Source organism: Janthinobacterium sp. PSPC3-1 (assembly GCF_049896105.1).
GTDB lineage: Bacteria > Pseudomonadota > Gammaproteobacteria > Burkholderiales > Burkholderiaceae_D > Janthinobacterium.
The window spans coordinates 18540-42540 of the sequence record NZ_JAFCTQ010000010.1 but is presented as its reverse complement, the minus strand read 5'-3'; the positions used below and the strand labels follow the sequence as shown (position 1 = coordinate 42540).

Annotated in this window: 22 protein-coding genes; 12 read left to right on the top strand and 10 right to left on the bottom strand. The window is 62.2% G+C overall.

All coding sequences use genetic code 11. The features are described from left to right. Position 1 precedes the first annotated feature (1 nt). On the bottom strand, positions 2-1078 hold the full coding sequence (locus ACP7B7_RS12790) for a YgfZ/GcvT domain-containing protein (RefSeq protein WP_426076910.1): 1077 nt from the start codon (positions 1076-1078) through the stop codon (positions 2-4). 192 nt (positions 1079-1270) lie between these two features. On the opposite strand from ACP7B7_RS12790, the gene mltG reads away from it, so the two are divergent. The 9 genes from mltG (at position 1271) to ACP7B7_RS12745 (ending at position 8069) form a co-directional block, all read left to right on the top strand. Beyond that, complete coding sequence (gene mltG, locus ACP7B7_RS12785) at positions 1271-2257, top strand: endolytic transglycosylase MltG (RefSeq protein WP_308921267.1); 987 nt, start codon at positions 1271-1273, stop codon at positions 2255-2257. A 21-nt stretch (positions 2258-2278) separates the two neighbouring features. Next, positions 2279-2920, top strand: a complete 642-nt coding sequence (gene tmk, locus ACP7B7_RS12780; RefSeq protein WP_308921266.1) for a dTMP kinase — start codon at positions 2279-2281, stop codon at positions 2918-2920. Positions 2921-2925: 5 nt separating this feature from the next. Then, positions 2926-3954, top strand: a complete 1029-nt coding sequence (locus tag ACP7B7_RS12775; protein ID WP_308921265.1) for a DNA polymerase III subunit delta' — start codon at positions 2926-2928, stop codon at positions 3952-3954. Positions 3955-3989: 35 nt separating this feature from the next. Further along, a complete protein-coding gene (locus ACP7B7_RS12770) occupies positions 3990-4505 on the top strand; it encodes a GNAT family N-acetyltransferase (protein WP_308921264.1) in 516 nt (171 codons plus the stop codon). 236 nt (positions 4506-4741) lie between these two features. Beyond that, the gene (locus ACP7B7_RS12765; protein WP_426076909.1) at positions 4742-5521 is read left to right on the top strand and encodes a TatD family hydrolase; all 780 of its coding nucleotides are present in this window, start codon (positions 4742-4744) and stop codon (positions 5519-5521) included. A 19-nt stretch (positions 5522-5540) separates the two neighbouring features. Next, positions 5541-6188 carry an ankyrin repeat domain-containing protein gene (locus ACP7B7_RS12760; protein ID WP_426076908.1) on the top strand — a complete coding sequence of 216 codons (648 nt, stop codon included), beginning with the start codon at positions 5541-5543 and terminating at the stop codon, positions 6186-6188. 240 nt (positions 6189-6428) lie between these two features. Continuing rightward, positions 6429-7352 (top strand): methyltransferase domain-containing protein, encoded by a 924-nt coding sequence (locus ACP7B7_RS12755; RefSeq protein ID WP_308921261.1) that lies wholly within the window; start codon positions 6429-6431, stop codon positions 7350-7352. Positions 7353-7422: 70 nt separating this feature from the next. Next, positions 7423-7701 (top strand): hypothetical protein, encoded by a 279-nt coding sequence (locus tag ACP7B7_RS12750; RefSeq protein ID WP_426076907.1) that lies wholly within the window; start codon positions 7423-7425, stop codon positions 7699-7701. Positions 7702-7868: 167 nt separating this feature from the next. Next, a complete protein-coding gene (locus ACP7B7_RS12745) occupies positions 7869-8069 on the top strand; it encodes a hypothetical protein (protein WP_426076906.1) in 201 nt (66 codons plus the stop codon). Between the two features lie 57 nt (positions 8070-8126). On the opposite strand, the gene ACP7B7_RS12740 is transcribed toward ACP7B7_RS12745, so the two are convergent. Next, positions 8127-9245, bottom strand: coding sequence for a phospholipase A (locus ACP7B7_RS12740; RefSeq protein WP_426076905.1), 1119 nt, complete (start codon positions 9243-9245; stop codon positions 8127-8129). A 237-nt stretch (positions 9246-9482) separates the two neighbouring features. On the opposite strand from ACP7B7_RS12740, the gene fusA reads away from it, so the two are divergent. Beyond that, positions 9483-11588, top strand: coding sequence for an elongation factor G (gene fusA, locus ACP7B7_RS12735; protein WP_426076904.1), 2106 nt, complete (start codon positions 9483-9485; stop codon positions 11586-11588). A gap of 111 nt (positions 11589-11699) precedes the next feature. Here the strand turns inward: fusA and ACP7B7_RS12730 are convergent, their stop codons facing one another. Genes ACP7B7_RS12730 through ACP7B7_RS12715 form a run of 4 tightly spaced genes read right to left on the bottom strand, consistent with a single transcriptional unit; the run spans position 11700 to position 16329 of the window. Continuing rightward, positions 11700-12860 carry an HlyD family efflux transporter periplasmic adaptor subunit gene (locus ACP7B7_RS12730; RefSeq protein WP_308921256.1) on the bottom strand — a complete coding sequence of 387 codons (1161 nt, stop codon included), beginning with the start codon at positions 12858-12860 and terminating at the stop codon, positions 11700-11702. An 18-nt stretch (positions 12861-12878) separates the two neighbouring features. Next, a complete protein-coding gene (locus ACP7B7_RS12725; RefSeq protein ID WP_308921255.1) occupies positions 12879-14306 on the bottom strand; it encodes an efflux transporter outer membrane subunit in 1428 nt (475 codons plus the stop codon). Positions 14307-14329: 23 nt separating this feature from the next. Next, positions 14330-15835 (bottom strand): DHA2 family efflux MFS transporter permease subunit, encoded by a 1506-nt coding sequence (locus tag ACP7B7_RS12720; protein ID WP_308925770.1) that lies wholly within the window; start codon positions 15833-15835, stop codon positions 14330-14332. Positions 15836-15894: 59 nt separating this feature from the next. Then, complete coding sequence (locus ACP7B7_RS12715) at positions 15895-16329, bottom strand: MarR family winged helix-turn-helix transcriptional regulator (protein ID WP_308921254.1); 435 nt, start codon at positions 16327-16329, stop codon at positions 15895-15897. 131 nt (positions 16330-16460) lie between these two features. On the opposite strand from ACP7B7_RS12715, the gene ACP7B7_RS12710 reads away from it, so the two are divergent. After that, positions 16461-16970, top strand: a complete 510-nt coding sequence (locus ACP7B7_RS12710; RefSeq protein ID WP_308921253.1) for an SRPBCC family protein — start codon at positions 16461-16463, stop codon at positions 16968-16970. Positions 16971-17342: 372 nt separating this feature from the next. Here ACP7B7_RS12710 and ACP7B7_RS12705 read toward each other — a convergent pair whose 3' ends face one another. Genes ACP7B7_RS12705 through ACP7B7_RS12695 form a run of 3 tightly spaced genes read right to left on the bottom strand, consistent with a single transcriptional unit; the run spans position 17343 to position 18894 of the window. Further along, entirely contained in the window at positions 17343-17777 is a 435-nt protein-coding gene (locus ACP7B7_RS12705; RefSeq protein WP_308921252.1) for a DUF6678 family protein, read from the bottom strand. After that, the gene (locus ACP7B7_RS12700) at positions 17774-17992 is read right to left on the bottom strand and encodes a DUF7661 family protein (RefSeq protein ID WP_308921251.1); all 219 of its coding nucleotides are present in this window, start codon (positions 17990-17992) and stop codon (positions 17774-17776) included. Before ACP7B7_RS12700 ends, ACP7B7_RS12705 begins: the two co-directional genes overlap by 4 nt. Then, positions 17989-18894 (bottom strand): alpha/beta hydrolase, encoded by a 906-nt coding sequence (locus tag ACP7B7_RS12695; protein WP_308921250.1) that lies wholly within the window; start codon positions 18892-18894, stop codon positions 17989-17991. Before ACP7B7_RS12695 ends, ACP7B7_RS12700 begins: the two co-directional genes overlap by 4 nt. 165 nt (positions 18895-19059) lie before the next feature. Here ACP7B7_RS12695 and ACP7B7_RS12690 point away from each other — a divergent pair, with 165 nt between their 5' ends. Next, positions 19060-21501, top strand: coding sequence for a response regulator (locus tag ACP7B7_RS12690; RefSeq protein ID WP_426076903.1), 2442 nt, complete (start codon positions 19060-19062; stop codon positions 21499-21501). Here the strand turns inward: ACP7B7_RS12690 and ACP7B7_RS12685 are convergent. After that, a complete protein-coding gene (locus ACP7B7_RS12685) occupies positions 21498-23999 on the bottom strand; it encodes a response regulator (protein WP_426076902.1) in 2502 nt (833 codons plus the stop codon). The two genes, ACP7B7_RS12690 and ACP7B7_RS12685, sit on opposite strands and share 4 nt — an antisense overlap. Between the last annotated feature and the right edge of the window lie 2 nt (positions 24000-24001).

Genomic DNA, 24001 nt, shown 5'->3' with positions numbered 1-24001 from the left:
CTCACAGGTCGAGTGCGTCGAGCACATACGGCATGGCCAGGAAGCGCACGGCGGCGCCCTCGGCGGAACCGAGCCTGACGGCGCCTGGCGTACTGCCGCCTTCTTCGATGGCCGCCAGCTTCATTTCCACCAGCGCATCGACGCCGCCGTCGCCATTGGCGGCCGCGTTGACGATCATGCCGCAAGGCTGCTGCGGGTCGCTGACGGCAAACAGTTCGTTCCCGGCAACTGCCTTGGCATCAGCGATGCTGACCAGCGTGGTGCGGCGCTTGAGCTTGCCCAGGTACTGGCTGCGCGCGACGATTTCCTGGCCCGGGTAGCAGCCCTTCTTGAAATTGACGCCGCCCAGCAATTCAAAATTGACCATCTGCGGCACGAACTGCTCTTGTGTCGCCTGGCTGATCTGCGGCACGCCGGCATGGATTTCCGACAAATGCCAGGCATCGTTGCCGCCCTTGGCCAGTTTTTCGGTCAGTTGCGGCCAGATGGCTTCGGCGTTGGCGGCGGAAGTGAGCCACTGGTAGCGCGGCAGGCCAAACGCATCGGCCACGCGCAGCAAGGTGCCCGCATTGCCTTCGACCTTGCTGAACGGCGTGGCCGGCAGGCTGTCGAACCATTGCGGCAGCACGGCGGAGGCATGCTTGCCGCCCAGGCCCAGGATCACCTGGTTGGCCTCGTCGCCGCTGGCGTCATGCAGCTTGGCCTTGGCCCGCAGCACGAACATCTGCAAGCGCTTCTGGACAGGCGCCTGGATGCCGCGCGACAGCTGCAGGTAGACGGTGGTGGCGTTTCTCCACATCAAAAAGCTCGCCAGCAGCCGGCCTTTCGGCGTGCAATAGCCGGCCAGGCGCACTTGCTCCTGGTTCAAGTGTTCCACATCATTGGTCAGCTGGCTGTGCAGGAAGCTGGCGGCATCGTCGCCGTTTACGCCGATCAGGCCCTGGTCGGTGACCGGCGCCACGAAGCCGTCCTGCAATTGGGCCACGCTCAAGGCGGTGCCAAAATCGGCAATGTCGGCGGTACCGGTATCGGCACTGCGGGCGCCTTGCGCCAGTAAAAATTGATTCCAGTTATTCATAATTTCCATTAGATCAGCAATTAAGCATTATGATTACGGGTTCATTATAGTGATGTCGCGTCAAACGCGTCGGCAGCGGACAGAATCGTCCAGTTAGCGGCGCTTTCAGCGGGTTTTATTCACAAATGAATGATCATGGTCAGCGCGTCCGGCCTTTACCCTAGTCTGATGCGCATCACAAGAATTGGAACAATGGCTTTCTTTAAAAAACTGGTAGTCTGTACCGTCATCGCCGCCATCGGCGCCGGCGCCACCTTTGTGTACTGGGCCCAGCAGCCCATCACCACCGAAGGCGAGGTGATCCCGTTCGCCATCATGCCTGGCAGCGGCGCCCACGCGGCCGGCCAGCAGATTGCCGACGCCGGCATCCCGATCGAGCCCTTGCTATTCAACCTGCTGGCCCGCATCGAGGGCAAGACCTCGAAGATCAAGGCGGGCTCGTATGAACTCAAGCCCGGCACCTCGCCGCAGCGCCTGATCACGCAACTGGCGCGTGGCGAATTTGCGCAGGAGTCGCTGACCATCATCGAAGGCTGGACCTTCAGGCAGATGCGCCAGATCATGGCCAGCCACCCGGGCCTCAAGCACGATACCGAGCAATTGAGCGACCGCGAGCTGATGGCCAAGATCAGCCCCGAGTATCCGCAGCCCGAAGGCCTGTTCTTCCCGGACACGTATTTGTTCGCCAAGGGCGCCAGCGAGATGCAGATCTTCAAGCAGGCGCATGTGGCGATGATCGCCCGCCTGTCGGAAGCATGGGACAAGCGCGATCCGGCCTTGCCGTACAAGAACCCATATGAGGCCTTGATCATGGCCTCCATCGTGGAAAAGGAAACCGGGCAAAAGTCCGAGCGCGCCATGATCGCCGGCGTGTTTGTCAACCGCCTGAAGACCGGCATGCTGCTGCAGACCGACCCGACCGTCATCTACGGCATGGGCGATGCCTACCAGGGCAAGATCCGCAAGCGCGACCTGGAAGCGGACACCCCGTACAATACCTATACGCGCGGCGGCTTGCCGCCCACGCCGATCGCCTTGCCCGGCGCCCAGTCGCTGACGGCCGCGCTGGCGCCGGCCCGTACCCAAGCCCTGTATTTCGTCGCGCGCGGTAATGGCACCAGCGAGTTTTCGAATAACTTGCCCGACCATAACCGCGCCGTGAACAAATACCAGCGTTAACATTTCAAGATAAGTTGCTTCATGACTCAAACATCTACCGCCCGTTTTATCACCTTCGAAGGTATCGATGGCGCGGGCAAGTCGACCCATATCGGCTTTGTCGCCGATTACCTGCGCCAGCGCGGCGTGACACTGGTCTCGTCGCGCGAACCGGGCGGCACCAGCCTGGGCGAAAAGCTGCGCGAACTGCTGCTGCATGAAAAAATGCACCTGGAAACGGAAGCCCTGCTGATGTTTGCCAGCCGCCGTGAACATATCGCGCAAGTGATCGCGCCCGCCCTGGCGCGTGGCGAGTGGGTCATTTCCGACCGTTTTACCGACGCCAGCTTTGCCTATCAGGGCGGCGGGCGCGGCATGGACTTGCGCAAGATGGAGGCGCTGGAAGCCTGGGTCCACCCGCAGTTGCAGCCGGACCTGACGTTCCTGTTCGACGTGCCGCTGGCCGTGGCCCGCGCCCGCCTGGACGCCACGCGGTCGCTCGACAAGTTCGAGCAGGAGCAAGCCGACTTTTTCGCCGCCACGCGCAATGAATACCTGCGCCGCGCGGCCGAGTTTCCGCAGCGTTTCCGCATCATCGATTCCACGCAAAGCATCGCCGATATTCAAGTCGAACTGGCAAAGCTGCTTGATGTTTTGCTTGAGACTAATTCCGTAAGTGGTTGATTGAGATGACCAATTCACTCTATCCTTGGCAGCAGGACGCCTGGCGGCAATTGCAAGCCTTGCGCCCGCGCATGCCGCACGCCATCCTGTTCCATGGCGCGCAAGGCATCGGCAAGGCCGACTTTATCGAACATTTCGCCCAGGCCCTGCTGTGCGAAGACGTGCGCGCCGACGGCCATGCCTGCGGCGCTTGCGCTTCCTGCGGCTGGTTTGTGCAGGGCAACCATCCCGACTACCGCCGCGTGCGCCCGGAAGCGCTGGAAGACGACGTGCCTGAGGACGGCGAAGGCGAGGAAACCGCCAAGAAAAGCGCCAAGACCAGGACGCCGTCGAAAGACATCAAGATCGAGCAGATCCGCAACCTGGCCGACTTCATGAACATCTCGACCCACCGCCAGGGCTTGCGCGTGGTGGTGCTGTATCCGGCCGAGGCGCTCAATACGCCGGCCTCGAACGCCTTGCTGAAAACCCTGGAGGAGCCGCCGCCGGGCACCTTGTTCCTGCTGGCGTCGAACAGCCTGGACCGTCTGCTGCCGACCATTCTGTCGCGTTGCCGCAAGTTCGCCCTGCCCATGCCCAGCCATGAACAGGCGCTGGCCTGGCTGAAAACCCAGGGTCTGAATGACGCCGACAGCTGGCTGCGCGAGCAGGGCGGCGCGCCATTGGCGGCGCTGGCCCAGTCCGAATCGGGTGGCCGCGAGGAAACCGAACAACTGCTGCAGGTGCTGGCCCATCCGGGCGTGGAAGCGGCGTTGAAAGCGGCCGACAAGCTGCAGAAGTCGCCCCTGGCGCCGCTGGTGGCGTCCTTGCAGCGCTGGCTGTATGACGTGTTTTCAATGAAGCTGGCCGGCACCATCCGCTACTATCCGCGCCACCGGCGCGAGCTGGAGGCCTTGGCTGCGCGCATCAATGTCAGCCGCCTGATGGCCGCCATCAAGGCCGCCAACGAGCGGCGCGCGATTGCCGACCATCCGCTGTCGCCCAAGCTGTTTCTGGAAGACATGCTGCTCGACTATGCGGCAAGCTGTCAATAAAATCAAAGAGTTGCATTCACTATCTTATATAACACATGAACTATCGCCATCGCATTGCCACCATCGACGACCTGCCTGCCATCGTCGCCATCTATAACACCACGATTGCTTCACGCGAAGTGACGGCCGATACGGAGCCGGTCACGGTGGAGTCGCGCCTGGCGTGGTTTCACGACCATACGCCGGAGCGCCGGCCGCTGTGGATTATTGAGTCTTCTACTGATGATTCCGCTTCGCCTGCTGTCCTGGGCTGGTTGTCGTACTCGAATTTTTACGGCCGGCCCGCGTATTCGGGGACGGCGGAGTTGTCCGTCTATATTGCGCCGGAGGCGCGCGGCAAGGGGATCGGCGCTTACGGACTGACGCAAGCCATCGCGCATGCGCCCTCTGTTGGCGTGCATACGGTGCTGGGGTTTATTTTTGGGCATAATGCGCCGTCGCTGGGTTTGTTCCGCAAGTTTGGCTTTGAGGTTTGGGCGAATTTGCCCAAGGTGGCGAATCTTGATGGTGTCGAACGCGATCTGATTATTCTGGGCAAACGTGTTGCTTAGATTTTAAAAACGGCGGGCCGGAGACGCGAGCCCGAGAAAATGCCGATGGCGGCGTTGCGGCTTCCTCGCCGACCATGCGTACTGTCTTCGTCGCCGCGCCTTGCCCTCGACATTTTTCAGGCCCGCTTGGCCCGAGAGCCTTCGCTTGTGACTTTTGCTGCTTCATGCGCCACGGTTGGCGTCTTCCGCAGGGTCATCTTCAACGTCGTTCGTCTGCGTCCGGTACAATTCTCCTTATGTATATCGATTCCCACTGCCATATCAATTTCCCCGAGCTGGCTGCTCGCATGCCTGAAATTCTGGCCAAAATGGCCGAGAACAAGGTGACGCACGCTTTGTGCGTGTCGGTCGACTTGCCCGATTTTCCGCAGGTGCTTGCCTTGGCGGAACAATATCCGCATATTTTCGCTTCGGTCGGCGTCCATCCCGATTATGAGGAAACGCCGGAGCCGTCCGTCGAAGACCTGGTGCGGCTGGCCGATCATCCTAAGATCATTGCGATCGGCGAGACCGGGCTCGATTATTTCCGTTTGACCGGTGACCTGGAATGGCAGCGCGAGCGCTTTCGTACTCACATCAAAGCTTCAAGAATCACCCGCAAGCCCTTGATTATTCACACAAGAGCGGCCAGCGAGGACACCATCCGCATCATGCGCGAAGAAGGTGCCGGCGTGGCGGACGGCGGTGTGGCCGGTGTCATGCATTGCTTTACGGAGTCGCTGGAGGTGGCGAAAGCGGCGATCGACATGGGGTTCTATATTTCGTTTTCCGGCATTGTCACCTTCAAGAGCGCAAAAGACCTGCAGGCCGTCGCCCTGGAAGTGCCGCTGGATCGGATTCTGATCGAGACCGATTCGCCCTACCTGGCGCCGGTGCCGTTTCGCGGCCGCATGAATGAACCGGGCTATGTTGCCCATGTGGCGGAATATCTGTCGTCGCTGAAAGGCATCCCGCTGGCCCAGGTTGCCGAGCAGACGACTAGCAACTTCTTCAAGCTTTTCAACCAGGTAGCGTAAAGTCCTCATGCAAACTCTCATGCGTCATATGGTGGCTTCCGCCTTGCTGTGCGTTTCCACGGCAGTGCTGGCCGCGCCCGATCCGGTCAGTTTCTTCCGCGCCGTGTCGATCGACAATGCGGGTGGCGTGCGCAAGATGTTGTATGAGGGCATGAATCCCAACCTGCCCGATGAACAGCGCGGCGATATCGCGCTGGTGATTGCGCTGCGCGACGACGCCGACAAGGTGTTCAAGGTGCTGCTGGAAACCCCTGGCATCGACCTGGAAGCGCGCTCGGCGAATGGCAATACGGCGCTGATGATGGCCGCCTACAAGCACAAGCGCGAGGCCGTGGATGCCTTGCTGGCCAAGGGCGCCAAGGTCAACCAGAGCGGCTGGACGGCGCTGCACTATGCGGCCTCGGCCGGTGACCTGCCCATCATGCAGGTGTTCCTGCAACGTGGCGCCAAAGTCGATGCGTTTGCGCCGACCAATATCACGCCGCTGATGTTTGCCGCCCGCGAAGGGCAGGAAGAGGCCGTCAAACTGCTGCTGGCCTCGGGCGCCGATGCCACCTTGAAAAGCAGCCACGGCTGGACCGCGGCCCAGTTTGCGCTGGCGGCAGACAAGCCCGGCGTGGCCGCGATTATCGACAAGTTCCAACAGGAACGCAGCCGCCGCAACTGACGCGGCCGGCAACCATTTCCGAACTGGCACGGAATTCCCCCTCATCTCCGCCGATGGTGTTGGGTCCTGATTGACGATAATGCCTGTGTCGCATTAATCAGGAGTCACGCAATGGGCAGTCCCTTTTACGCCAGGCGCCGGCTGTTTTGCCGCCGGCCCGCACGCAGCCCATGCGATGTCACTGCTTTCTGGAACGACAAAATCGAACCGAACACGGAACCAGCCCCCATGAGGACACCCATGCTGAATGAACGCGAGATCGAGAGTTGTTACTTGGGGCAATTCATCCCCGTGCATTACCATCACAATATGCTGATGGACCAGAACCGCATGCATGGCTTCAAGTCGGCCATCGATTATGCGGTCAAGCCGGGCATGAAGGTGCTGGAACTGGGCGGCGGCACCGGCGTGCTGTCGTGCTTTGCGGCCGCCAAGGCCGACAAGGTCTGGTGCGTGGAGTTCAATCCCGACATGGTCAAGGAAGCGCGCAAGATGCTCGCCCTCAACGCCAATGGCGAAAAGGTCGAAGTCGTCCATGCCGACGCCTTCGAGTACCTGCCGCCCGAGCCGGTCGATGTGGTCATCTGCGAGATGATCCATGTCGGCATGCTGCGCGAAAAGCAGGTGGAAGTGATCGAATCGTTCAAGCGCCGCTACCTGGCCCGCTTCGGCGGCCCGCTGCCGCTGTTCGTGCCGGAAGCGGTGATCATGGCGGTGCAGCCGATGCAGCAGGAATACGATTTCGAAGGCTTTTATGCGCCGATCGTGCAGTTCCAGGAAACCACCGCCATCCACCCCGGCGTGCTGGAACTGGCGCCGCCGGCGGTCTACAGCATCATCGACTTTACGCAGCCGACCGACACCTTGTTCGGCTTTGACGGCAAGTTTGTCGTCGAGCGCAGTGGTACCTTGAACGCCCTGCGTTTCGTGACCAAGAATATCCTGGCGGTGGTGCCCGAGCGTTCGACCACCATCGACTGGCTCAATCACTATATGTGCCTGCCATTGCCGCAGGCCATGACGGTGAAGGCGGGCGATGTGCTGCAAGTGAGCTTCCAGTACCGCGCCGGCGGCTCGATTCCTTCGCTGGAGGCCTCGATGAACGTGCAGGTGCTGTACGACGTCAACCTGCAGCCGGCCCCGCAGACGGTCGTCTACGCCTGACGCTGCATTGTGACGATGGCAACGCCGCAGCATTTCCTCCTGCGGCGTTGCGCCATTCAGGGTATATTCCGTGTTTTACCCACCGGACAGCTTTATTACTATGGAACAGATCGATCAGCGCTACCTCGTACAGCAAAACAAAATCAGCGACGGTGAAACCAGGCCGCCCGTGTTTGCCAAGGTCATGCGCAGCAAGGAAGGCGTCTTCGAGGGCGTATCCTTTATCAAGTCAAAAGAGAAAGCCACGGTGATGACCATCGCCGAAGCCAACCAGGCCATCAAATGGGCCACCAGCAAGAAACCCAACGCCCACGAATACGTCACGAAAGTGATCTGCGTCGGGCAATAAGCCCGGGCAACCAGCGGCCGCCGTCCATTCCCGTTTTTCTTCCTCCCGTCGCGCCAGCCTGCATTCCGTCGCATTGCCGTTGCCGCAACGCCAGCATGTTTTTATAGTGGTGTCTCGGTAGCGGGGCAAGCGCGGCTTGCTCCGCACATTTATTTCGGGAGACGACAATGCTTGGATTCGTGCTGTGGCTGCTGCTGTTGATCGTGTGCTGGCCGCTGGCCTTGCTGGCCCTCGTGCTGTATCCGCTGGCCTGGCTGATCCTGCTGCCTTTCCGCCTGATCGGCATCGGCGTCGAAGGCGTATTCGAATTGCTGCGCGCCATCCTGATGTTGCCGGCGCGGGTGCTGGGTGGCGGCAGCCGCCGCTGATCTTGTCTTGCATAAAAAATGGCGCCGTCGGCGCCATTTTTGCATTGTGTAAATTGATCAGAAATCGACCAGGAAACCGCCGCCGATCGACTTCTGCGAATAGTTGTAATCGATCAGGCTCTGGCCGTAACCGGAAAACAGCTGCAGATAGCCTTTCAGGTTGGCTTTCACCGGGAAAGCCCAGCCTGCCTGCACGGAGCCATGGTTCTTGCTGAAGTTGCGGCGCAAGGTGGCCGAGAATTCATGGCCGTCGTTGCGGTAGCTGACGCGCACGTCGCCGTGGCCCATGTAGTCGATGATGTCGATATTGTCATTGTCCGACTTGCTGTTGTCCAGACGCTTCCAGTAGCGCGCCGTGACGGCAAGGTTGTCGCGTTCCATGCCCAGTTCCGCATACACGCGGTTCCAGCTGCGCGACAGGGTCGAGGTCTGGCCATTCGACTGGTGCACAAAGCCCAGGTTGGCATAGCGGAAATCCACGCCGGCAAAGCGCTTGTTGATCGGCATCACCAGCATCATTTCCGGCTGGTAGTTGGTCTCGCGGAACGGACTCGATGCCTTGCGGTTATACGCCTGCCAGAAACTTTGCTGGGTATAGCCGAACCACAGGTCGACCGGCGTGGAGGCGATATCCTCCAGCATCTTCATCTTGAAACTCAGCTGATATGTCAGCTCCACGTGCTGGGTCTCGACGCCGCCCGGCGTGAATTCCTTGAACGGCTGGTCGTTCGAAGCATTGCTGTAATTGGCCAGCAGCAAATAATTGTCGCGGTGCGGGCGGATATTGAACATGCCGCGTTTCGATGGATCGTCCAGCTCCCACAACTGCGTCACGCGCGAAATCGGCGCTTCCGGTGGCGCGGCGCCAGTCTGGGCCACGGCGGGCACGGCCGCATTGACGGCTTCCGGGGTGGCCACGCCGGCCGGATTGGCCGCCGTGCTTGGCGTGGCGGCGCCCGCCACGGCCAGGGTGGCGCCGGTGGCGTGCGCATTGCCGCCGGTGGCGATGGTCGCTTCTTCCACGGCCTTGGCCAGCACGTCGAAGCAACCCAGGCGGGCGCTGGCGTCACCGAGCACGGCGCAGCGCTGCATTTGTTGCTCCAGCTCGCCGGCCATGGCAAAGGCTGGCGAGGCCAGCAGCGTGCAAATAATTATTTTTCTTGGATCGATTTTCATAGGGCTAAAGGGACAGGTCGGTGAATGCAGCGCGTTTTGATCTAGATTAAACTTTGTTAATCTTATTCACCGGAAAGTATAGCTGAAAGCCCTGATTATTCCGGCCCGCTGGCGTGCGCACCCCATGCTGTGTTGTGCGCATGGTAAACACCGGGCCGCTTGCGTGCTTATGGGCCTTGTCTGCTACACTGAAAGACCCGCATCGTTGATTTTCCCGGCCCTGGCAAGGAGAGTGTGATGACCCGCAGAACCCCCATCGAACGCTACCGCAATATCGGCATCAGCGCCCATATCGATGCCGGCAAGACCACCACCACCGAACGCATCCTGTTCTATACGGGCGTCAATCACAAGATTGGCGAAGTGCACAATGGCGCGGCCACCATGGACTGGATGGAGCAGGAACAGGAGCGGGGCATCACGATCACCTCGGCCGCCACCACCGCGTTCTGGAAAGGCATGGCCGGCAACTTCCCCGAACACCGCATCAATATCATCGACACGCCCGGCCATGTGGACTTCACGATTGAAGTGGAGCGCTCGATGCGCGTGCTGGACGGCGCCGTGATGGTGTATGACGCCGTCGGCGGGGTGCAGCCGCAATCGGAAACCGTCTGGCGCCAGGCCAACAAATACCATGTGCCGCGCATCGCCTTCATCAACAAGATGGACCGGGTCGGCGCGGACTTTCTGCGCGTGCGCCAGCAGATCCGTGACCGCCTGAAAGGCGTGGCCGTGCCGATCCAGCTGCCGATCGGCGCCGAAGACCATTTCACGGGCGTGATCGACCTGGTGAAAATGCGCGCGATTACCTGGGACGACGCCAGCCAGGGCGTGCAGTTTACTTATGGCGATATTCCGGCCGAGCTGCAAGGCCAGGCGCAGGAATGGCACGACAAGCTGGTCGAACAGGCGGCCGAGGCAACGCCCGAATTCACCGAGCGCTACCTGGACGGCGGCGCGTTCTCCGAAGACGAACTGAAACAGGCCTTGCGCGCGCGCACCATCCGCAATGAAATCGTGCCGATGCTGTGCGGCAGCGCTTTCAAGAACAAGGGCGTGCAGGCGATGCTGGACGCGGTGATCGACTATCTGCCGTCACCCATCGAAGTGCCGCCCATCATGGGCCATGACGAGCACGACAACGAGGTGGAACGCCACCCGGCCGACGACGAACATTTTTCGGCGCTGGCCTTCAAGATCATGACCGACCCCTTCGTCGGCCAGCTGACGTTTTTCCGCGTCTATTCCGGCGTGGTCAACTCGGGCGACATGGTGTACAACCCCACCAAGAGCGCGCGCGAGCGGCTGGGCCGCATCCTGCAGATGCATGCGAATGAACGCAAGGAAATCAAGGAAGTGTATGCGGGCGACATCGCCGCCGCCGTCGGCCTGAAAGCGGTGACCACCGGCGATACCTTGTGCGCGCTCGACCATATCATCGTGCTGGAAAAGATGATCTTCCCGGAACCCGTGATTTCGCAGGCGGTGGAGCCGAAAACCAAGCCCGATCAGGAAAAGATGGGCATAGCCCTGAACCGGCTGGCGCAGGAGGACCCATCCTTCCGCGTGCATACGGACGAGGAATCGGGCCAGACCATCATGTCGGGCATGGGCGAGCTGCACCTGGAGATCCTGGTCGACCGCATGCGGCGCGAATTCGGCGTCGAAGCCAATGTGGGCAAGCCGCAGGTGGCCTACCGCGAAACCATCACGCGCATGGTCGAGGATATCGAAGGCAAGTTCGTCAAGCAGTCGGGCGGACGCGGCCAGTACGGCCATGTGGTTTTGAAACTCGAACCTTTGGAACCGGGTACCGGCTACCAGTTTGTCGACGCCATCAAGGGCGGCGTGGTGCCGCGCGAATTCATTCCGGCCGTCGACAAGGGCATCATCGAAACCCTGAAATCAGGCGTGCTGGCCGGCTACCCGGTGGTCGACGTGAAAGCCACCCTGACTTTCGGCTCCTATCATGACGTCGACTCGAACGAAAACGCGTTCCGCATGGCCGGCTCGATCGCCTTCAAGGAAGGCATGCGCAAGGCCGCGCCCGTGCTGCTGGAACCGATGATGCAGGTCGAGGCGGAAACCCCGGAAGACTTCATGGGCAATGTGATGGGCGACCTGACGGCGCGGCGCGGCATGGTGCAGGGCGTCGACGATATCCCCGGCGGGTCGGGGCGCATCGTGCGCGCGCTGGTGCCGCTGGCCGAGATGTTCGGCTACTCCACCACCCTGCGTTCGCTGACGCAGGGCAGGGCGACCTATACCATGGAGTTCAAGCATTATGTGGCCGTGCCCAAGCATATTCTTGACCAAGTAGCCGCAGGAAAAACCAGGTAGGTCGGATTAGCGCGCAAGCGCGTAATCCGACAACACCACCGGCCTCGGCCAACAATGTTGTGGATTACGGCCTTTGGCCTAATCCGACTTACGGTTTTATCACGCTGGTGCTTAATGCGCCAAATTCTGCGCAATAATCGTATCGGCAATCTTCTCCGCATCCGCCACCGGCTGGCTCAATGCCCTGGTGGTGTACAAGGCCGACGCCACCATCGGCTGGTCCAGGGTCGCGCCTTCCGCGTGACTGGTGTCCACGGTCACGGTGGTGGACAGGCCGATGCGCAGCGGATGGGCGGCCAGTTCTTTCGGGTCCAGGGTGATGCGCACCGGCACGCGTTGCACCACCTTGATCCAGTTGCCGGTGGCATTCTGTGCCGGCAACAGGGAAAATGCGCTGCCGGTGCCGGCCGACATGCCCAGCACCTTGCCGTGATACACCACCTTGCTGCCGTACAGATCGGTTTCTATCGTGGCGCGTTGTCCGATGCGGATATTACGCAATTCCGATTCCTTGAAATTGGCGTCAATCCACAGCTGGTCCAGCGGCACGATCGACATCAGCGGCGTGCCGGGCGTGACATGGCTGCCCAGCTGCACGCTGCGCTTGGCCACGTAACCCGAGACCGGGGCAATCACGGCATTGCGGCGCACGGCCAGCCAGGCTTGCACCACGTCGCCCTTGGCGGACAATACGGCCGGATGGCTGGCCAGGCTCACGCCGGCCACGCCGGCCTTGGCGGACTCGGCCTGGCGCTGGGCAACGATCAGGGCCGCTTTCGCATCGTCGACCGCCTGTTTCGCATGGGCCAGGTCTTCGCCGGAAATCGTGTGGTCAAGCGCCAGCGGCGCGCGGCGCGACAGATTGCCCTGGGCCGTGCTCAAGGCCAGGCGGCGCTGCTCGATCACGGCGTCGTATTGCGCCACGCTGGAATAGCGCTCACGCTCCTGGCGCACGATATTGCCCAGCCGCGCTTCGGCCTGGCGCAGGGCCAGGTCCGCATCGATGGCGTTCAGGGTAATCAGCGGCGCGCCGGCTTTTACCATCTGCGTTTCGTCGGCGCGGATTTCATCGACATTGCCCGTCACCTGGGCCGACAGGGTCACCAGGTTGCCGCCCACATAGGCGTTGTCGGTGACTTCCTCTTTGGACCACACCAGGTTGTAATACACGGCCCAGCCCAGGCCGGCCAGCACGAAGGCTGCAGTAATGGCGATCAGCACGGTCTTGCGCTTGCCGGGGTTTTCAGTAGCGATATTGTTGTCGGTGCTCATGGTCGGTTCTCTGATGGATTATTTGGTAGTTGTTGTGGAAGCAAAATCGCTGGCGCCGCGGTAGCCGCCGCCCAGTGCCACGTTCAGGTTGATTTCCGCGTTCTGGCGCTGGTTCTGCAATTGCATGCCCAGGTCCACCTGGCCGCGCACGGTCATTTCCGCATTGAGCACGGTGGCGCGGTCGGCCAGGCCTTGTTTCAAGCGGGCGTTGGCATTGCGCAGCTGCGCCTCGCTGGCGCGCAGGCTCTCGCCCTGCAGGCGCAGCTGGTTTTCCACGCCCTGGATCCTGGCGCCGGCTTGCGCCACGTCACGCACCACATTGAACACGTTCTGGTTATAGTCGGCGATCAGCTCATTGCGTTCGCTGCGCGCGCCATTCAACTGCGCCTGCAGGCGGCCGCTGTCGAACAGCGGCAGAGATAAAGCCGGACCGACGAACAGGGTGCGGCTGCCGGCTTCGAGCAGCTTGCCGAGCCGGATCGCATCGAGGCCGAACGATGCGCCCAGGTCGATATCGGGGTGGAACGCGGCCTGCGACGCTTCGATGCGGTTCAGCGACGCTTCCACCCGCCAGCGTGCCGCCTGCAGGTCGGGCCGGCGCGCCAGCAGCTCCATGCCCAGCTTGCCGGGCAGCATATGCGGCAAGGCTTGCGCTTCGCGCAATTGCAGGCTGGCCAGCGCCGTGCCGTCCGCACCGAGCAGCGCCCGCAGCGCTTCGCGTTCGGTAACGATCTGGGTTTCCAGCAAGGCGATCTGCTGCTCGATCAGGCTCAAGCGCGTTTGCGCGGACAGATGGTCGTCGTTGACCCCCAGGCCGTTGGCGATGCGCTTTTCCTTGTCCGTCACCAGGGCTTGCTGCAAGGCCACCAGCGCATGCAGATTGTCCATGCGGGCCCAGCTGTTTTGCATGCTGAAGTAATGGCGGGCGATTTCGGCCGCCAGCATCTGTTCGGCCATCGCATACTCGGCGCGGCGCGCGTTGACTTCACCGAGGGCCGACGCGATCTGCGCCTTGTGCTTGCCCCACCAGTCGAGGTCGTAATGGGCTTGCACCGTGACGGCCGCCTCGTTGTAGTAATTGCCGCCGATCGGCGCGGGCGTCAGGCCATGGGCCGAATAGCGCTGGCGGTTGATGCTGGCGTTGACGTCCACGCGCGGGTCGCGGTCCGCATGCTGGTAGTCGAAAGCGGACAAGGCCGAGCCGATGCGGGTATTGGCCACGTCCAGGCTGGGGCTGGCGGACAGCGCCTGTTCGATCAGGCCGTCGAGTTGACTGTCCTGGAACTGGCGCCACCACTGGGCGGCCGGCCAGCCTTCGCTGGCCAGGTGGATATCGGACGCCAGCTGCTTTGTCGCCAGATCCTGCTGCGGCAATACATGGGTGTCTGGCGGAATGCTGGCGCAGCCGGCCAGGGCCAGCGCAAGCACAACAAGGGAAAGCTTCATGGTTGGTTTCCTGGACATGATGGTTACTCCATCGCCGCGTGGTCGACCACGACGGGCGCGTTTTTCTTCGGTGGCTTGATCAGCAGCAGCAGTGGCAGCACCAGGATGGTCAGCCACATCATCAGCCAGAAATCATCGAGGTAGGCGATCATCGACGCCTGCCGGTTGATCTCGCCATTCAGGGCCGCCATTCCCGCACCGGATGACAAGTCGAACACGCTGGCGACCGCCGGGTCGTGCAGGGCCGGGTTGGCGATATTGATGTGTTCGGTCAGCGACGCATGGGCGATCTGCGTATTACGCACCAGTAAAGTCTGCACCAGCGCAATGCCGATACTGCTGCCGATATTGCGCACCAGGCTGTAGATGGCCGTGCCTTCCGCCCGCATCTGCGGCGACAGGGTGGCAAAGGTGGCTGCGCTCAGCGGCACGAACACCAGGCCCAGGCCGATGCCCTGGATAATGCCGTTCCACACCACGGTCTTCGGCACCAGGTCCAGGGTGAAATTGGCCATCTGCCACAGCGAAAAGGCCGTGATCGAAAACCCCACGCCCAGCAGCACGCGCGTATCGACCTTGCCGGTGAGCTTGCCGACGATCAGCATCGCCATCATGGTGCCCAGGCCGCTGGGCGCCGTCACCAGGCCGGCAATCGCGGCCGGGTAATTCATCAGCCCCTGCAGCATCGACGGCGTCAGCGCACGGGTAGCGAACAGCACCAGGCCGACGATAAAGATGAACAGCAGGCCGCTGACATAGTTCGAGTTTTTCAGCAGCCGGTAGTCGAGGAAGGACTTGCCGGCCGGACGCAAGGCCGTATGGGCGATGAAATAACACAAACTCATGGCCAGCACGATGGCCTCGATCCACGTTTCGGTCGACGAAAACCAGTCATTCTGCTCGCCCCGGTCCAGCAGCATCTGCAGCGCGCCGATCGACAGGCTGAGGGTGGCAAAGCCGAACATGTCGAAATTCATGCGGCGGTTCGGCGGGTCCTTGCGGATATAGCGCCAGATGCCATAGAAGGCCATCGCGCCGATCGGGATATTGATGAAGAAGACCCAGCGCCAGCTATAGCTGTCCGTCAGCCAGCCACCCAAGGTGGGGCCCAGGATAGGGCCGATCATCACGCCCATGCCCCAGATGGCCATGGCCGAGCCGTGCTTTTCGCGCGGATTGATGTCCAGCAGCACGGCTTGCGACAGCGGCACCAGCGCCGCGCCGAATACGCCCTGCAGCAGGCGGGCGGCAACGATTTCGGACAAAGTGCCGGACAGGCCGCACAGCACGGAGGCGATCGTAAAACCGGCTACGGAGACGAGAAAGGTTTTCTTCTGGCCAAAGCGGTCGCACAGCCAGCCGGTCAACGGCGTGGCAATCGCGGCCGCCACGATAAACGAGGTCAGCACCCAGGTGATCTGGTCTTGCGAGGCGGACAAGCTGCCCTGCATGTGCGGCAGGGCCACGTTGGCGATGGTGCCGTCGAGCGCCTGGATGATGGTGGCGAGCATGATCGAGATCGTGATCATGCGCCGGTTCAGCGTGGGGTCCTCCGAGGCTGGAAGGGGAGATGCTGCGGTGATGGAACTCACGCCGACTTCTCCGTGGCCGCCTGCAAGGCTTCCAGCAATTCGGTGGCGGCCAGCAGCTGCTCCGCAGCTATACCCTGCAGCAGCTCCTTGCGGAAACTGTCCGCTTCCTTGCGCACCGTTTCATACACTTGCATGCCCGCATCGGTCAGCACCACCAGCTTGACGCGCCGATCGAGTTCCGATGGCTGGCGCTGCACGAAGCCGGATTTCACGAGCCGGTCCAGCATTGACACCATGGTCGGGTTCTCCACCCCCAGCTGATGGGCCAGCTCGCTTTGCGACGGCGGCTGGGGCGATTTGGCGATCATGGCGATGCACATCCAGCTCGCTTGCCCCAGGTCCAGGTCTTTCAGTCGCCGGTCGATCGCATGGCGCCAGCCGCGCGCCGTCTTGTGGAGCGCGGCGGAGAAGCGCTCTTCAATAGAAATCATAAGATAAGTCGTCTAATGGTTAGGTGTCTAACTATTATTTTACCACTAGGAAATGCTGAACGTGCAGGGCTTTATGATTTTTCCAGACGCTGCTACATTCAGGGTTGGTCCATTTTATCGGGAGTACAGTCATGACTACAGCAGAGCAGGGCAGCAGCGATTTTGTGATTACCCACACGTTTGACGCCCCACGCGAACTGGTGTTCCAGTCCTGGGTCGAACCGGAGCGCCTGGCCCAATGGTGGGGGCCGGTGGGGTTCGAGCTCAGCGTGCTGGCGCTGGAACTCAAGCCGGGAGGCATTTTTCACTACGGCATGCGGGCCGACAATGGCTATGAGATGTGGGGCAAATTTACCTATCATGCGATCGAGGCGCCGGAGAAGATTGTTTCCATCTTGTCGTTTGCGGATCGGGAGGGGAATGTGGTGCCGCATCCGGTTAGCGCCACTTGGCCACTCAAGGCGCATAACACGATGACGTTGTCCGAGGAGGGTGGCAAGACGACGATGACGCTACGGTCGGTGCCGCATGAGGCTTCCGAGCAGGAGCATGCGACGTTCAAGGAGGGGCATGAGTCGATGAGGCAAGGATTTGGTGCCACCTTCGCTCAGTTGGCAGCGTATCTTGCACGTGTCCAGTGAGTGAGTTGCTTTACAAGCTTTAAAAAAGCGGGCCGGAGACGCGAACCTGAGAAAATGCCGATGGCTGCGTTGCGGCTCCTTGCCGTACATGCGTACTGTCTTCGTCGCCGCGCCTTGCCCTCGGCATTTTTCCGTGATGCTTGGCTGGTACGCATGCCGCAAAACTTATAGAGAGCGGGCCGGAGTCGCAGACCTGAGAAAATGCCGATGGCTGCGTTGCGGCTCCTCGCCGTACATGCGTACTGTCTTCGTCGCCGCGCCTTGCCCTCGACATTTTTCAGGCCCGCTTGGCCCGGGAAGCCCTGGCTTGAGGCTTGGGCCGATTCGTACTTTATCTGTATGCTTGGTTTGTGTTTTTCTTTGTCTCTACGTCTATACCGGCGGAAAGTCGTCATGGGACTTCGGCAAATACCCCCAGATCCTCAACACATCCCCGTGCACCTCGAATTCCAGTCCGATTTTCCTGACCACGCCGGATATTTCTTCCGTATGGTCGATATAGGTGCGTGGCAGCAGCATGCCTTTGGACGGTTCCAGTTCTTTCAAGCCGATATCGAACCATTCGACCAGGGCGAACGGGAACGGCAGGTGGTAGAGCCACTCCACGTCCCAGCCGGAGATAAAGCCGGTCACTGCTTTATAGCGGTAGGACGGCCACCAGTCTTCGCGCTGGCGGAAATGGTGGATCAGCTCATCCCACTTCGTATTGTTCGCGGCGCGCGACAGGTTTCTGTTCGAGACGGCGGCGTCGATTTTCTTGCGGATGGCATCGTCGTGGCCGCTGCCGGCGGTGGGCAGTTGATTCATGCTATCTGACTTGCCGTGTTGTTGCGCGGTGTCGCTTCTTCATGGAACAGGTCGGCGAGGTATTCGCACAGATCATGTTCCTCGACGTGGTCCGGCACGATAAAGTCGGCTGGCCGGCGCTTTCCATCGGCACCCGGATAAAAAGCACGCCATGCGCCGGGAGAACCTGTCACCGCGATCAGGGTGCCGAAGATATTGAATTTCAGGGATTTCATAGGCTGTCGCCCTGCAGGCCCAGCATCTGTTTGATCACCGGCAAAACCATCTTCCACGCCGGCGACGTCGCCGCGATCTCGTCGTAATGACTGGCTCCCGGTAAAATCAGCACCTCCGCATGGTCGCCGGCCTTCACGGCTTTCGCTGCGTAATCATGTGCCACGCGCGGGGGGGAGATGGTGTCGAGCTCGCCGGTGATCAGGACGGTACGCGTGCCGTTGGGGATCAGGTCGGCGGCGTTGGTGTCGCTGTAGATGTCGGGGCGGTCAGTGCTGGCGCTGCCTGCCAGCTGGGGGATGTCGCGGTCGCAGCTGCTTTTGATCAGCTTTTCTTCGTGGCGCAGGTCGGCCAGGCCGCCCAGGCTGATGATGTTGTTGATCGGCAGGAATTTCTCCTGGTACAGGGGGCTGGTCTTGGGAAGTTTTGCTCTTCCTGCAATCCATTGCACCAGCTGACCACCGGCCGAGTGGCCCATGGCGACGATGCGGCTGGTGTCGAGTTGATACTGGCTGGCGTGGTGTTGCAGGCTGTCGAGCGCGGCATGCATGTCCTGGTAGGTGCCGGGGTAGCCGCCGCCTTCTTCGTCGACTCGGCGGTATTCGACGTTCCAGACGGCAATGCCCTGGCTGCTGAGGGCGTTGGCGACGTTGCGCATCTGCTTGATGCCGCCGAACTGGACTGTCCAGCAGCCGCCATGCACCAGCACCACCACCGGGAACGGGCCCGCACCGCTGGGCCGGAACAGCTGGGCGTACTGCGAGGAGGCCGGGCCATAGACGATCTGCGCCGTTGCTTGCGGGCCGTTCAGGGCCAGGTAGTTGTCCAAGGTCATGGGGGCGGCGACGGCGCCTTGTGCTGCGGCCAGCAGGGCGGTGGCGATCAGGGAGGAGGGCAAGGTCATCAGGCGGCTTCCGGCAGATAAAAGGAAAGCAACACTCTAGCATGGCGGCCATGGTGCAAAAACCTGCTTGCAGGTCGCCTTTTTTAAAAACAGTGTTCTGTATTGCATTCTAAGAAACTTTGCTCCGTGGTATATTCCAGCTTCAATCTCAGCCTTACGGATACGGTGCACGCACACGACATACTTCACTTGCTGGACGCGGAACACAGGGCGCTTGGCTCTGTTGCGGCTGGTGCGGTCCTGGAAGACGCGCTGGCGCAGTTGTTGCTGGCGCTGCAAGGCGATGACAGTGGCGACGAGTTGCATGGCTGCGTCGCGCTCATTGACGAGGCCGACCGCTTTTGCGGCCTGTGCGCCCCCAGCTTGCCGGACGACTTGCAGCTGGCCTTGCGGCACGATGACGACGGGCCGCATCCTTCGCCCTTTGGCGCGGCGGCGTTTACGGGCGCGCCCGTGTATTGCGGCGATATCGTGCGCGAGCCGGGCTGGAGCGCCGGGCGCAAGGAAGCGATGCTGCATGGCTATCGCGCCTGCTGGGTCGCGCCCGTGTTTGGCGCGCGTGGCCATGTGCTGGGCGTACTGGGGCAGTTTTCCCAGGTGGCGCGCCACCCGACCCAGGCCGATATCGACCGCATGAGCGTGGCGGCCCGCTGCATCTCGCACGTGATCGAACGGGGCCGGCTGGAAAAACTGGCCGGCCATCATGCCGCGCTGGAAAACCGCATGGTGCAGCGCACGGCCGAGCGCGACCGCATGTGGCGCCTGGCCACCGATATCATGCTGGTGGCCGATTTGCGCGGCGTGATCATTGCCGTCAATCCGGCCTGGACCAGCATCCTCGCGCGCGCGGAAAGCGATGCCTTGGGCATGGACTTCATCAGCCTGGTGCATCCGGACGACCGCGCGGCCACCTTGCAGGACCTGGCAAAACTGGCTGGCAGCGCCACCACCTTGCGTATGGAAAACCGCTACCGGTGTGGTGACGGCGAATACCGCAGCATCGCCTGGACCGCCGTGCCGGCCGAGCAGCTGATCCATGCCGTCGGGCGCGACGTGACCGACGAGAAAGAGGCGCGCCTGGCCCTGCTGCGCAGCGAGCAAGCCTTGCTGCAGGCGCAAAAGCTCGAATCGATCGGCAAGCTGACCGGTGGCGTGGCGCATGACTTCAATAATGTGCTGCAAATTATCTCGGGCAATCTGCAACTGCTGAAACTGACCGTGGCCGGCAATCCGCAGGCGGCCAGCCGTCTCGATTCGGCCGCCTCCGCCGTCGAACGGGGCGCCAAGCTGTCCTTGCAACTGCTGGCGTTTGCCCGCCGCCAACCTTTGCGCCCGCTGGCCACCAATCTCGGCCATTTGCTCGTCAGCATGCAGGAATTGATACGGCGCGCGCTGGGCGAACTGATTTTCGAGGAAACCTTTGTCAGCGTGGGACTGTGGCATGTGCTGGTCGACCCGAACCAGATGGAAAACGTGCTGCTGAACATGGCCATCAATGCGCGCGACGCGATGGAACAGGGCGGCCGCCTGACCTTTTCCCTCAGTAACGTTACCCTGGATCAGGCCGCGACGGCCGGCCATGCCGATGCGCTACCCGGCCAACACGTCTTGCTGACGATTACCGACACGGGCCATGGCATGGAGGCGGCCGTGATCGAGCAGATCTTCGAGCCCTTCTTTACCACCAAGAAAGAAGGCGAGGGCACCGGCCTGGGGCTTTCCATGGCGTATGGCTTTATCCGCCAGAGCGGCGGCCATATCCGCGTGCAAAGCGCGCCCGGCGCCGGCACCACCTTCAAGATCTACCTGCCGCGCTCGCTCGAACCGCTGGCCGACCTGCCGCAGTGGCGCGCCGGCCCGGTGCTCGGTGGCGCCGAGACCATCCTGGTGGTGGAGGACGATGCGGCCGTGCGCAACACGGTGGTCGACATGCTGCGCGGCCTGGGCTATGAAGTATTGCACGCCCACGATGGCGACAGTGCGCTGCGGCAATTGCAGGCCGGCGCCAGGGTCGACCTGCTGTTTACCGACGTGGTCATGCCCGGTCCGGTCGACAGCACCGAACTGGCGAGCCAGGCGAAACTGCTGCTGCCGGGGCTGGCCGTGCTGTTTACTTCGGGCTATACCTATAACGCCATCATGCAGGGCGGGCGGCTGGCACCCAGCGTCGAGTTGCTCAGCAAACCGTACCGGCGCGAAGACCTGGCGCGGCGCATCCGCCATCTGCTGGCGGACCGGCGCTTGCCCGGCGCACCCGATCCGTCGGGGCGCCGCATCCTGCTGGTGGAAGACAATGACGACGCGCGCGAGATGAGCATGGAAATGCTCAATATGCTGGGCCATACGGTGCATGGCGCGGCCAGCGCCGAGGAAGCCTTGCCGCTGTTATCGCTGCCTGACCTGGAGATATTGCTGACCGATATCAGCCTGCCCGCCATGTCCGGCCTGGAACTGGCGCGCCGCGCGCGCGCCGAAGCGCCGCAGCTGGAGGTGATTTTCGCGTCCGGCCACGGCTGGGCGGCCAGCCTGGCGCATGGCCGCCAGGCGCGTTTCCTGCAAAAACCGTTCGGCCTGGAAGAGCTGGCCGCCGCGCTGAAACGTTCCTAGTCTGCCTGCAAGGCTTGCTGCAACTGCTCCACCGAAAACGGCTTGAGCAGGAAGCGGGCCGACGGATCTTGCACGCCGGAATTGGCCGGCGCGTGGCCGGTGGAAAACACCACTTGCAGGTGCGGATGGTCCCTGGCCGCCAGCATGGCCAGCTCGGTGCCTGACATGCGCGGCAAGCTGATATCGGTGAGCAAGATTTCCAGGCCCTGCATGGCCAGCAGCGGCAGCGCTTCTTCGGCCGATCCCACCGCCGTCACGTCATGGCCCAGCATGTCCAGCAATTCGCTGGTCATGGCGCGCGCGTCGTCGTTGTCTTCCACCAGCAAAATGCTGCGTCCGCCTGTCCGCACGGTGGCGGGGGGCGATGGTTGCTCCAGTTCCTGCTGCAGGCGGGCCACATGCTGGCGGTTGGCCAGCAGATGGCGGATGCGCCGCGCCAGGTCTTCGCGCCTGTAGGGTTTGCTCAGCAACTCCACGCCCGCATCGAGCCGCCCGCCATGCATGATGGCGTCCTGCGTATAACCCGAGGTAAACAGCACGGCCAGTTCGGGCAGCAGCTGCCGTGCCTGGCGCGCCAGTTCCGTGCTGGCCACGGGGCCGGGCATTACCACGTCGGTAAACAGCAGGTCGACCGGCACGCCGCCGGCGACGATGTTCAGCGCGCCCTGGCCATCGGACGCCTTCAGCACGCTATAGCCCAGGCCGTGCAACATGTCGACCACGGTGGTTTGCACGTGCGGATCGTCTTCCACCACCAAAATGGTTTCCTTGCCGCCCAGCACTGGCCCCGTCAGTTGCAAAGGCAGTTCCGTCACGCCGTCGAGCGAGCGCGGCAGGTAGATGCGGAAGGTGGTTCCCGCGCCGAGCGTGCTTTCGACGCGCAGGTGGCCGCCGCTTTGCTTCAGGAAACCATAGGCCATCGACAAGCCCAGGCCCGAGCCTTCGCCTTCTTTCTTGGTGGTAAAGAACGGTTCGAAGATCTTGTCGATCAGCTCCGGCGCGATGCCGCTGCCCGTGTCGCTGATGGACAGCTGCACGTATTGCCCGGCCGCCAGGTCTTCCGTGCCGTCGAGCGCACAATTGAAGAGCGACACCGTCAGCTTGCCGCGGCCATCCATCGCGTCGCGCGCATTGATGGCCAGGTTCAGGATCACGTTTTCCAGCTGGTTCGGGTCGACCAGCGCCTGCCAGGCGTCGCCGGCGACATGCACCTGCGTGTCGACCGTCTCGCCGACGGCGCGCCGCAGCAGGTCTTCGGTCGAACGCAGCAGCGCCTTCAGGTCGGTGACCAGCGGTTTCAGGGGCTGGCGGCGGGCAAAGGCCAGCAATTGCGCCGACAGCTTGGCGCCCCGTTCGACGGCGGCGCTGGAACTGGCGATGCGCTTGGCCGCCTGCGGATCGCTGCCGACCGTGATCTGCAGCAGTTGCAGATTGCCCGAGATAATCTGCAGCACATTGTTGAAATCATGCGCCACGCCACCGGTCAGCTTGCCCAGCGCTTCGAGCTTTTGCGATTGCAGCAGGGCCGAAACGCTATGGTCGAGCGATTCCTGGGCCGCGCGCAAGGCTTGCGCGGCGTCCTTTTCTTCGCTGATGTCGCGCGCGCTGCAATAGATCTTGCCATTTTCCGGCACCGCCACCCATTGCAGCCAGTGCCAGCCGCCGGCCTTGTCGCGGTAGCGGTTTTCAAAGCGCAGCGCGGGCTGGCCCTGCAGCAGCGCTTGCCAGACCGCCAGGGTGGCGTCGCGGTCGTCAGGGTGGATCAAACTCATGAAGGCCATGTTGCGCACTTCCTGCTCGGACCAGCCCAGGGTGGTTTCCCAGGCGGGATTGAGATGCTCGAAGCGGCCTTCCAGGTTCAGCACGCCCAGCAAATCGGGGCTGATGCGCCAGGTCAGGCCGAATTCGCGCGTGCGCTCGGCCACTTGCCGTTCCATGTCGGCATTCAGGGCACGCAGTTGCGCCTCTGCCTGGGCGCGCAGCAAGCTGGCCCAGATGCGTTCGGCCGCCTGCACGGCCAGCGCGATCTCGACCGCCTGCCAGGCGCGCGGCGCGCGGCTGTGCACCACGAACAAGGCCGCCAGCCGGCCGTCCTTGACGATGGGAATATTCAAAAAGGCCTGGATGCCCAGCCGCGCGAAGGTGGCCAGGGCGCCTGGCGCGGCCGTGCGCGGGTCGCCGCTCACATCGTCGACCGCCACCGGGCGGTCCGCTTCAAGCTCGGCCGCCAGGCCGGCGGCGTATTCACCGAGGAAATATTCGCCGGCCGCGCCGGGCGCCAGGCCGTCGCTCCAGGCATGTTGCAAGGTGGCATAGCGCAACTGCTGGCCGATATCGAAGCAGGCCACTTGCTGGGCTTGCAATTGCTGGCCCAGCAGCCGCGCCGAGACGGAGAGGATTTCGCCGGTATCTTCCAGCTGGCGCAGGCTGCGGTCCAGCCGCAACAGGAAATCATGGAACTGCGCAGGGAACTGCGCCGGGGCAGGGATGGTCGCCATGG

Excerpts from the sequence above, each read along its gene's own strand:
- ACP7B7_RS12790 (WP_426076910.1), bottom strand. The coding sequence starts at position 1,078 with ATGAATAACTGGAATCAATTTTTACTGGCGCAAGGCGCCCGCAGTGCC.
- mltG (WP_308921267.1), top strand. The coding sequence starts at position 1,271 with ATGGCTTTCTTTAAAAAACTGGTAGTCTGTACCGTCATCGCCGCCATC.
- tmk (WP_308921266.1), top strand. The coding sequence starts at position 2,279 with ATGACTCAAACATCTACCGCCCGTTTTATCACCTTCGAAGGTATCGAT.
- ACP7B7_RS12775 (WP_308921265.1), top strand. The coding sequence starts at position 2,926 with ATGACCAATTCACTCTATCCTTGGCAGCAGGACGCCTGGCGGCAATTG.
- ACP7B7_RS12770 (WP_308921264.1), top strand. The coding sequence starts at position 3,990 with ATGAACTATCGCCATCGCATTGCCACCATCGACGACCTGCCTGCCATC.
- ACP7B7_RS12765 (WP_426076909.1), top strand. The coding sequence starts at position 4,742 with ATGTATATCGATTCCCACTGCCATATCAATTTCCCCGAGCTGGCTGCT.
- ACP7B7_RS12760 (WP_426076908.1), top strand. The coding sequence starts at position 5,541 with ATGCGTCATATGGTGGCTTCCGCCTTGCTGTGCGTTTCCACGGCAGTG.
- ACP7B7_RS12755 (WP_308921261.1), top strand. The coding sequence starts at position 6,429 with ATGCTGAATGAACGCGAGATCGAGAGTTGTTACTTGGGGCAATTCATC.
- ACP7B7_RS12745 (WP_426076906.1), top strand. The coding sequence starts at position 7,869 with ATGCTTGGATTCGTGCTGTGGCTGCTGCTGTTGATCGTGTGCTGGCCG.
- ACP7B7_RS12740 (WP_426076905.1), bottom strand. The coding sequence starts at position 9,245 with ATGAAAATCGATCCAAGAAAAATAATTATTTGCACGCTGCTGGCCTCG.
- fusA (WP_426076904.1), top strand. The coding sequence starts at position 9,483 with ATGACCCGCAGAACCCCCATCGAACGCTACCGCAATATCGGCATCAGC.
- ACP7B7_RS12730 (WP_308921256.1), bottom strand. The coding sequence starts at position 12,860 with ATGAGCACCGACAACAATATCGCTACTGAAAACCCCGGCAAGCGCAAG.
- ACP7B7_RS12725 (WP_308921255.1), bottom strand. The coding sequence starts at position 14,306 with ATGAAGCTTTCCCTTGTTGTGCTTGCGCTGGCCCTGGCCGGCTGCGCC.
- ACP7B7_RS12720 (WP_308925770.1), bottom strand. The coding sequence starts at position 15,835 with ATGATCACGATCTCGATCATGCTCGCCACCATCATCCAGGCGCTCGAC.
- ACP7B7_RS12715 (WP_308921254.1), bottom strand. The coding sequence starts at position 16,329 with ATGATTTCTATTGAAGAGCGCTTCTCCGCCGCGCTCCACAAGACGGCG.
- ACP7B7_RS12710 (WP_308921253.1), top strand. The coding sequence starts at position 16,461 with ATGACTACAGCAGAGCAGGGCAGCAGCGATTTTGTGATTACCCACACG.
- ACP7B7_RS12705 (WP_308921252.1), bottom strand. The coding sequence starts at position 17,777 with ATGAATCAACTGCCCACCGCCGGCAGCGGCCACGACGATGCCATCCGC.
- ACP7B7_RS12700 (WP_308921251.1), bottom strand. The coding sequence starts at position 17,992 with ATGAAATCCCTGAAATTCAATATCTTCGGCACCCTGATCGCGGTGACA.
- ACP7B7_RS12695 (WP_308921250.1), bottom strand. The coding sequence starts at position 18,894 with ATGACCTTGCCCTCCTCCCTGATCGCCACCGCCCTGCTGGCCGCAGCA.
- ACP7B7_RS12685 (WP_426076902.1), bottom strand. The coding sequence starts at position 23,999 with ATGGCGACCATCCCTGCCCCGGCGCAGTTCCCTGCGCAGTTCCATGAT.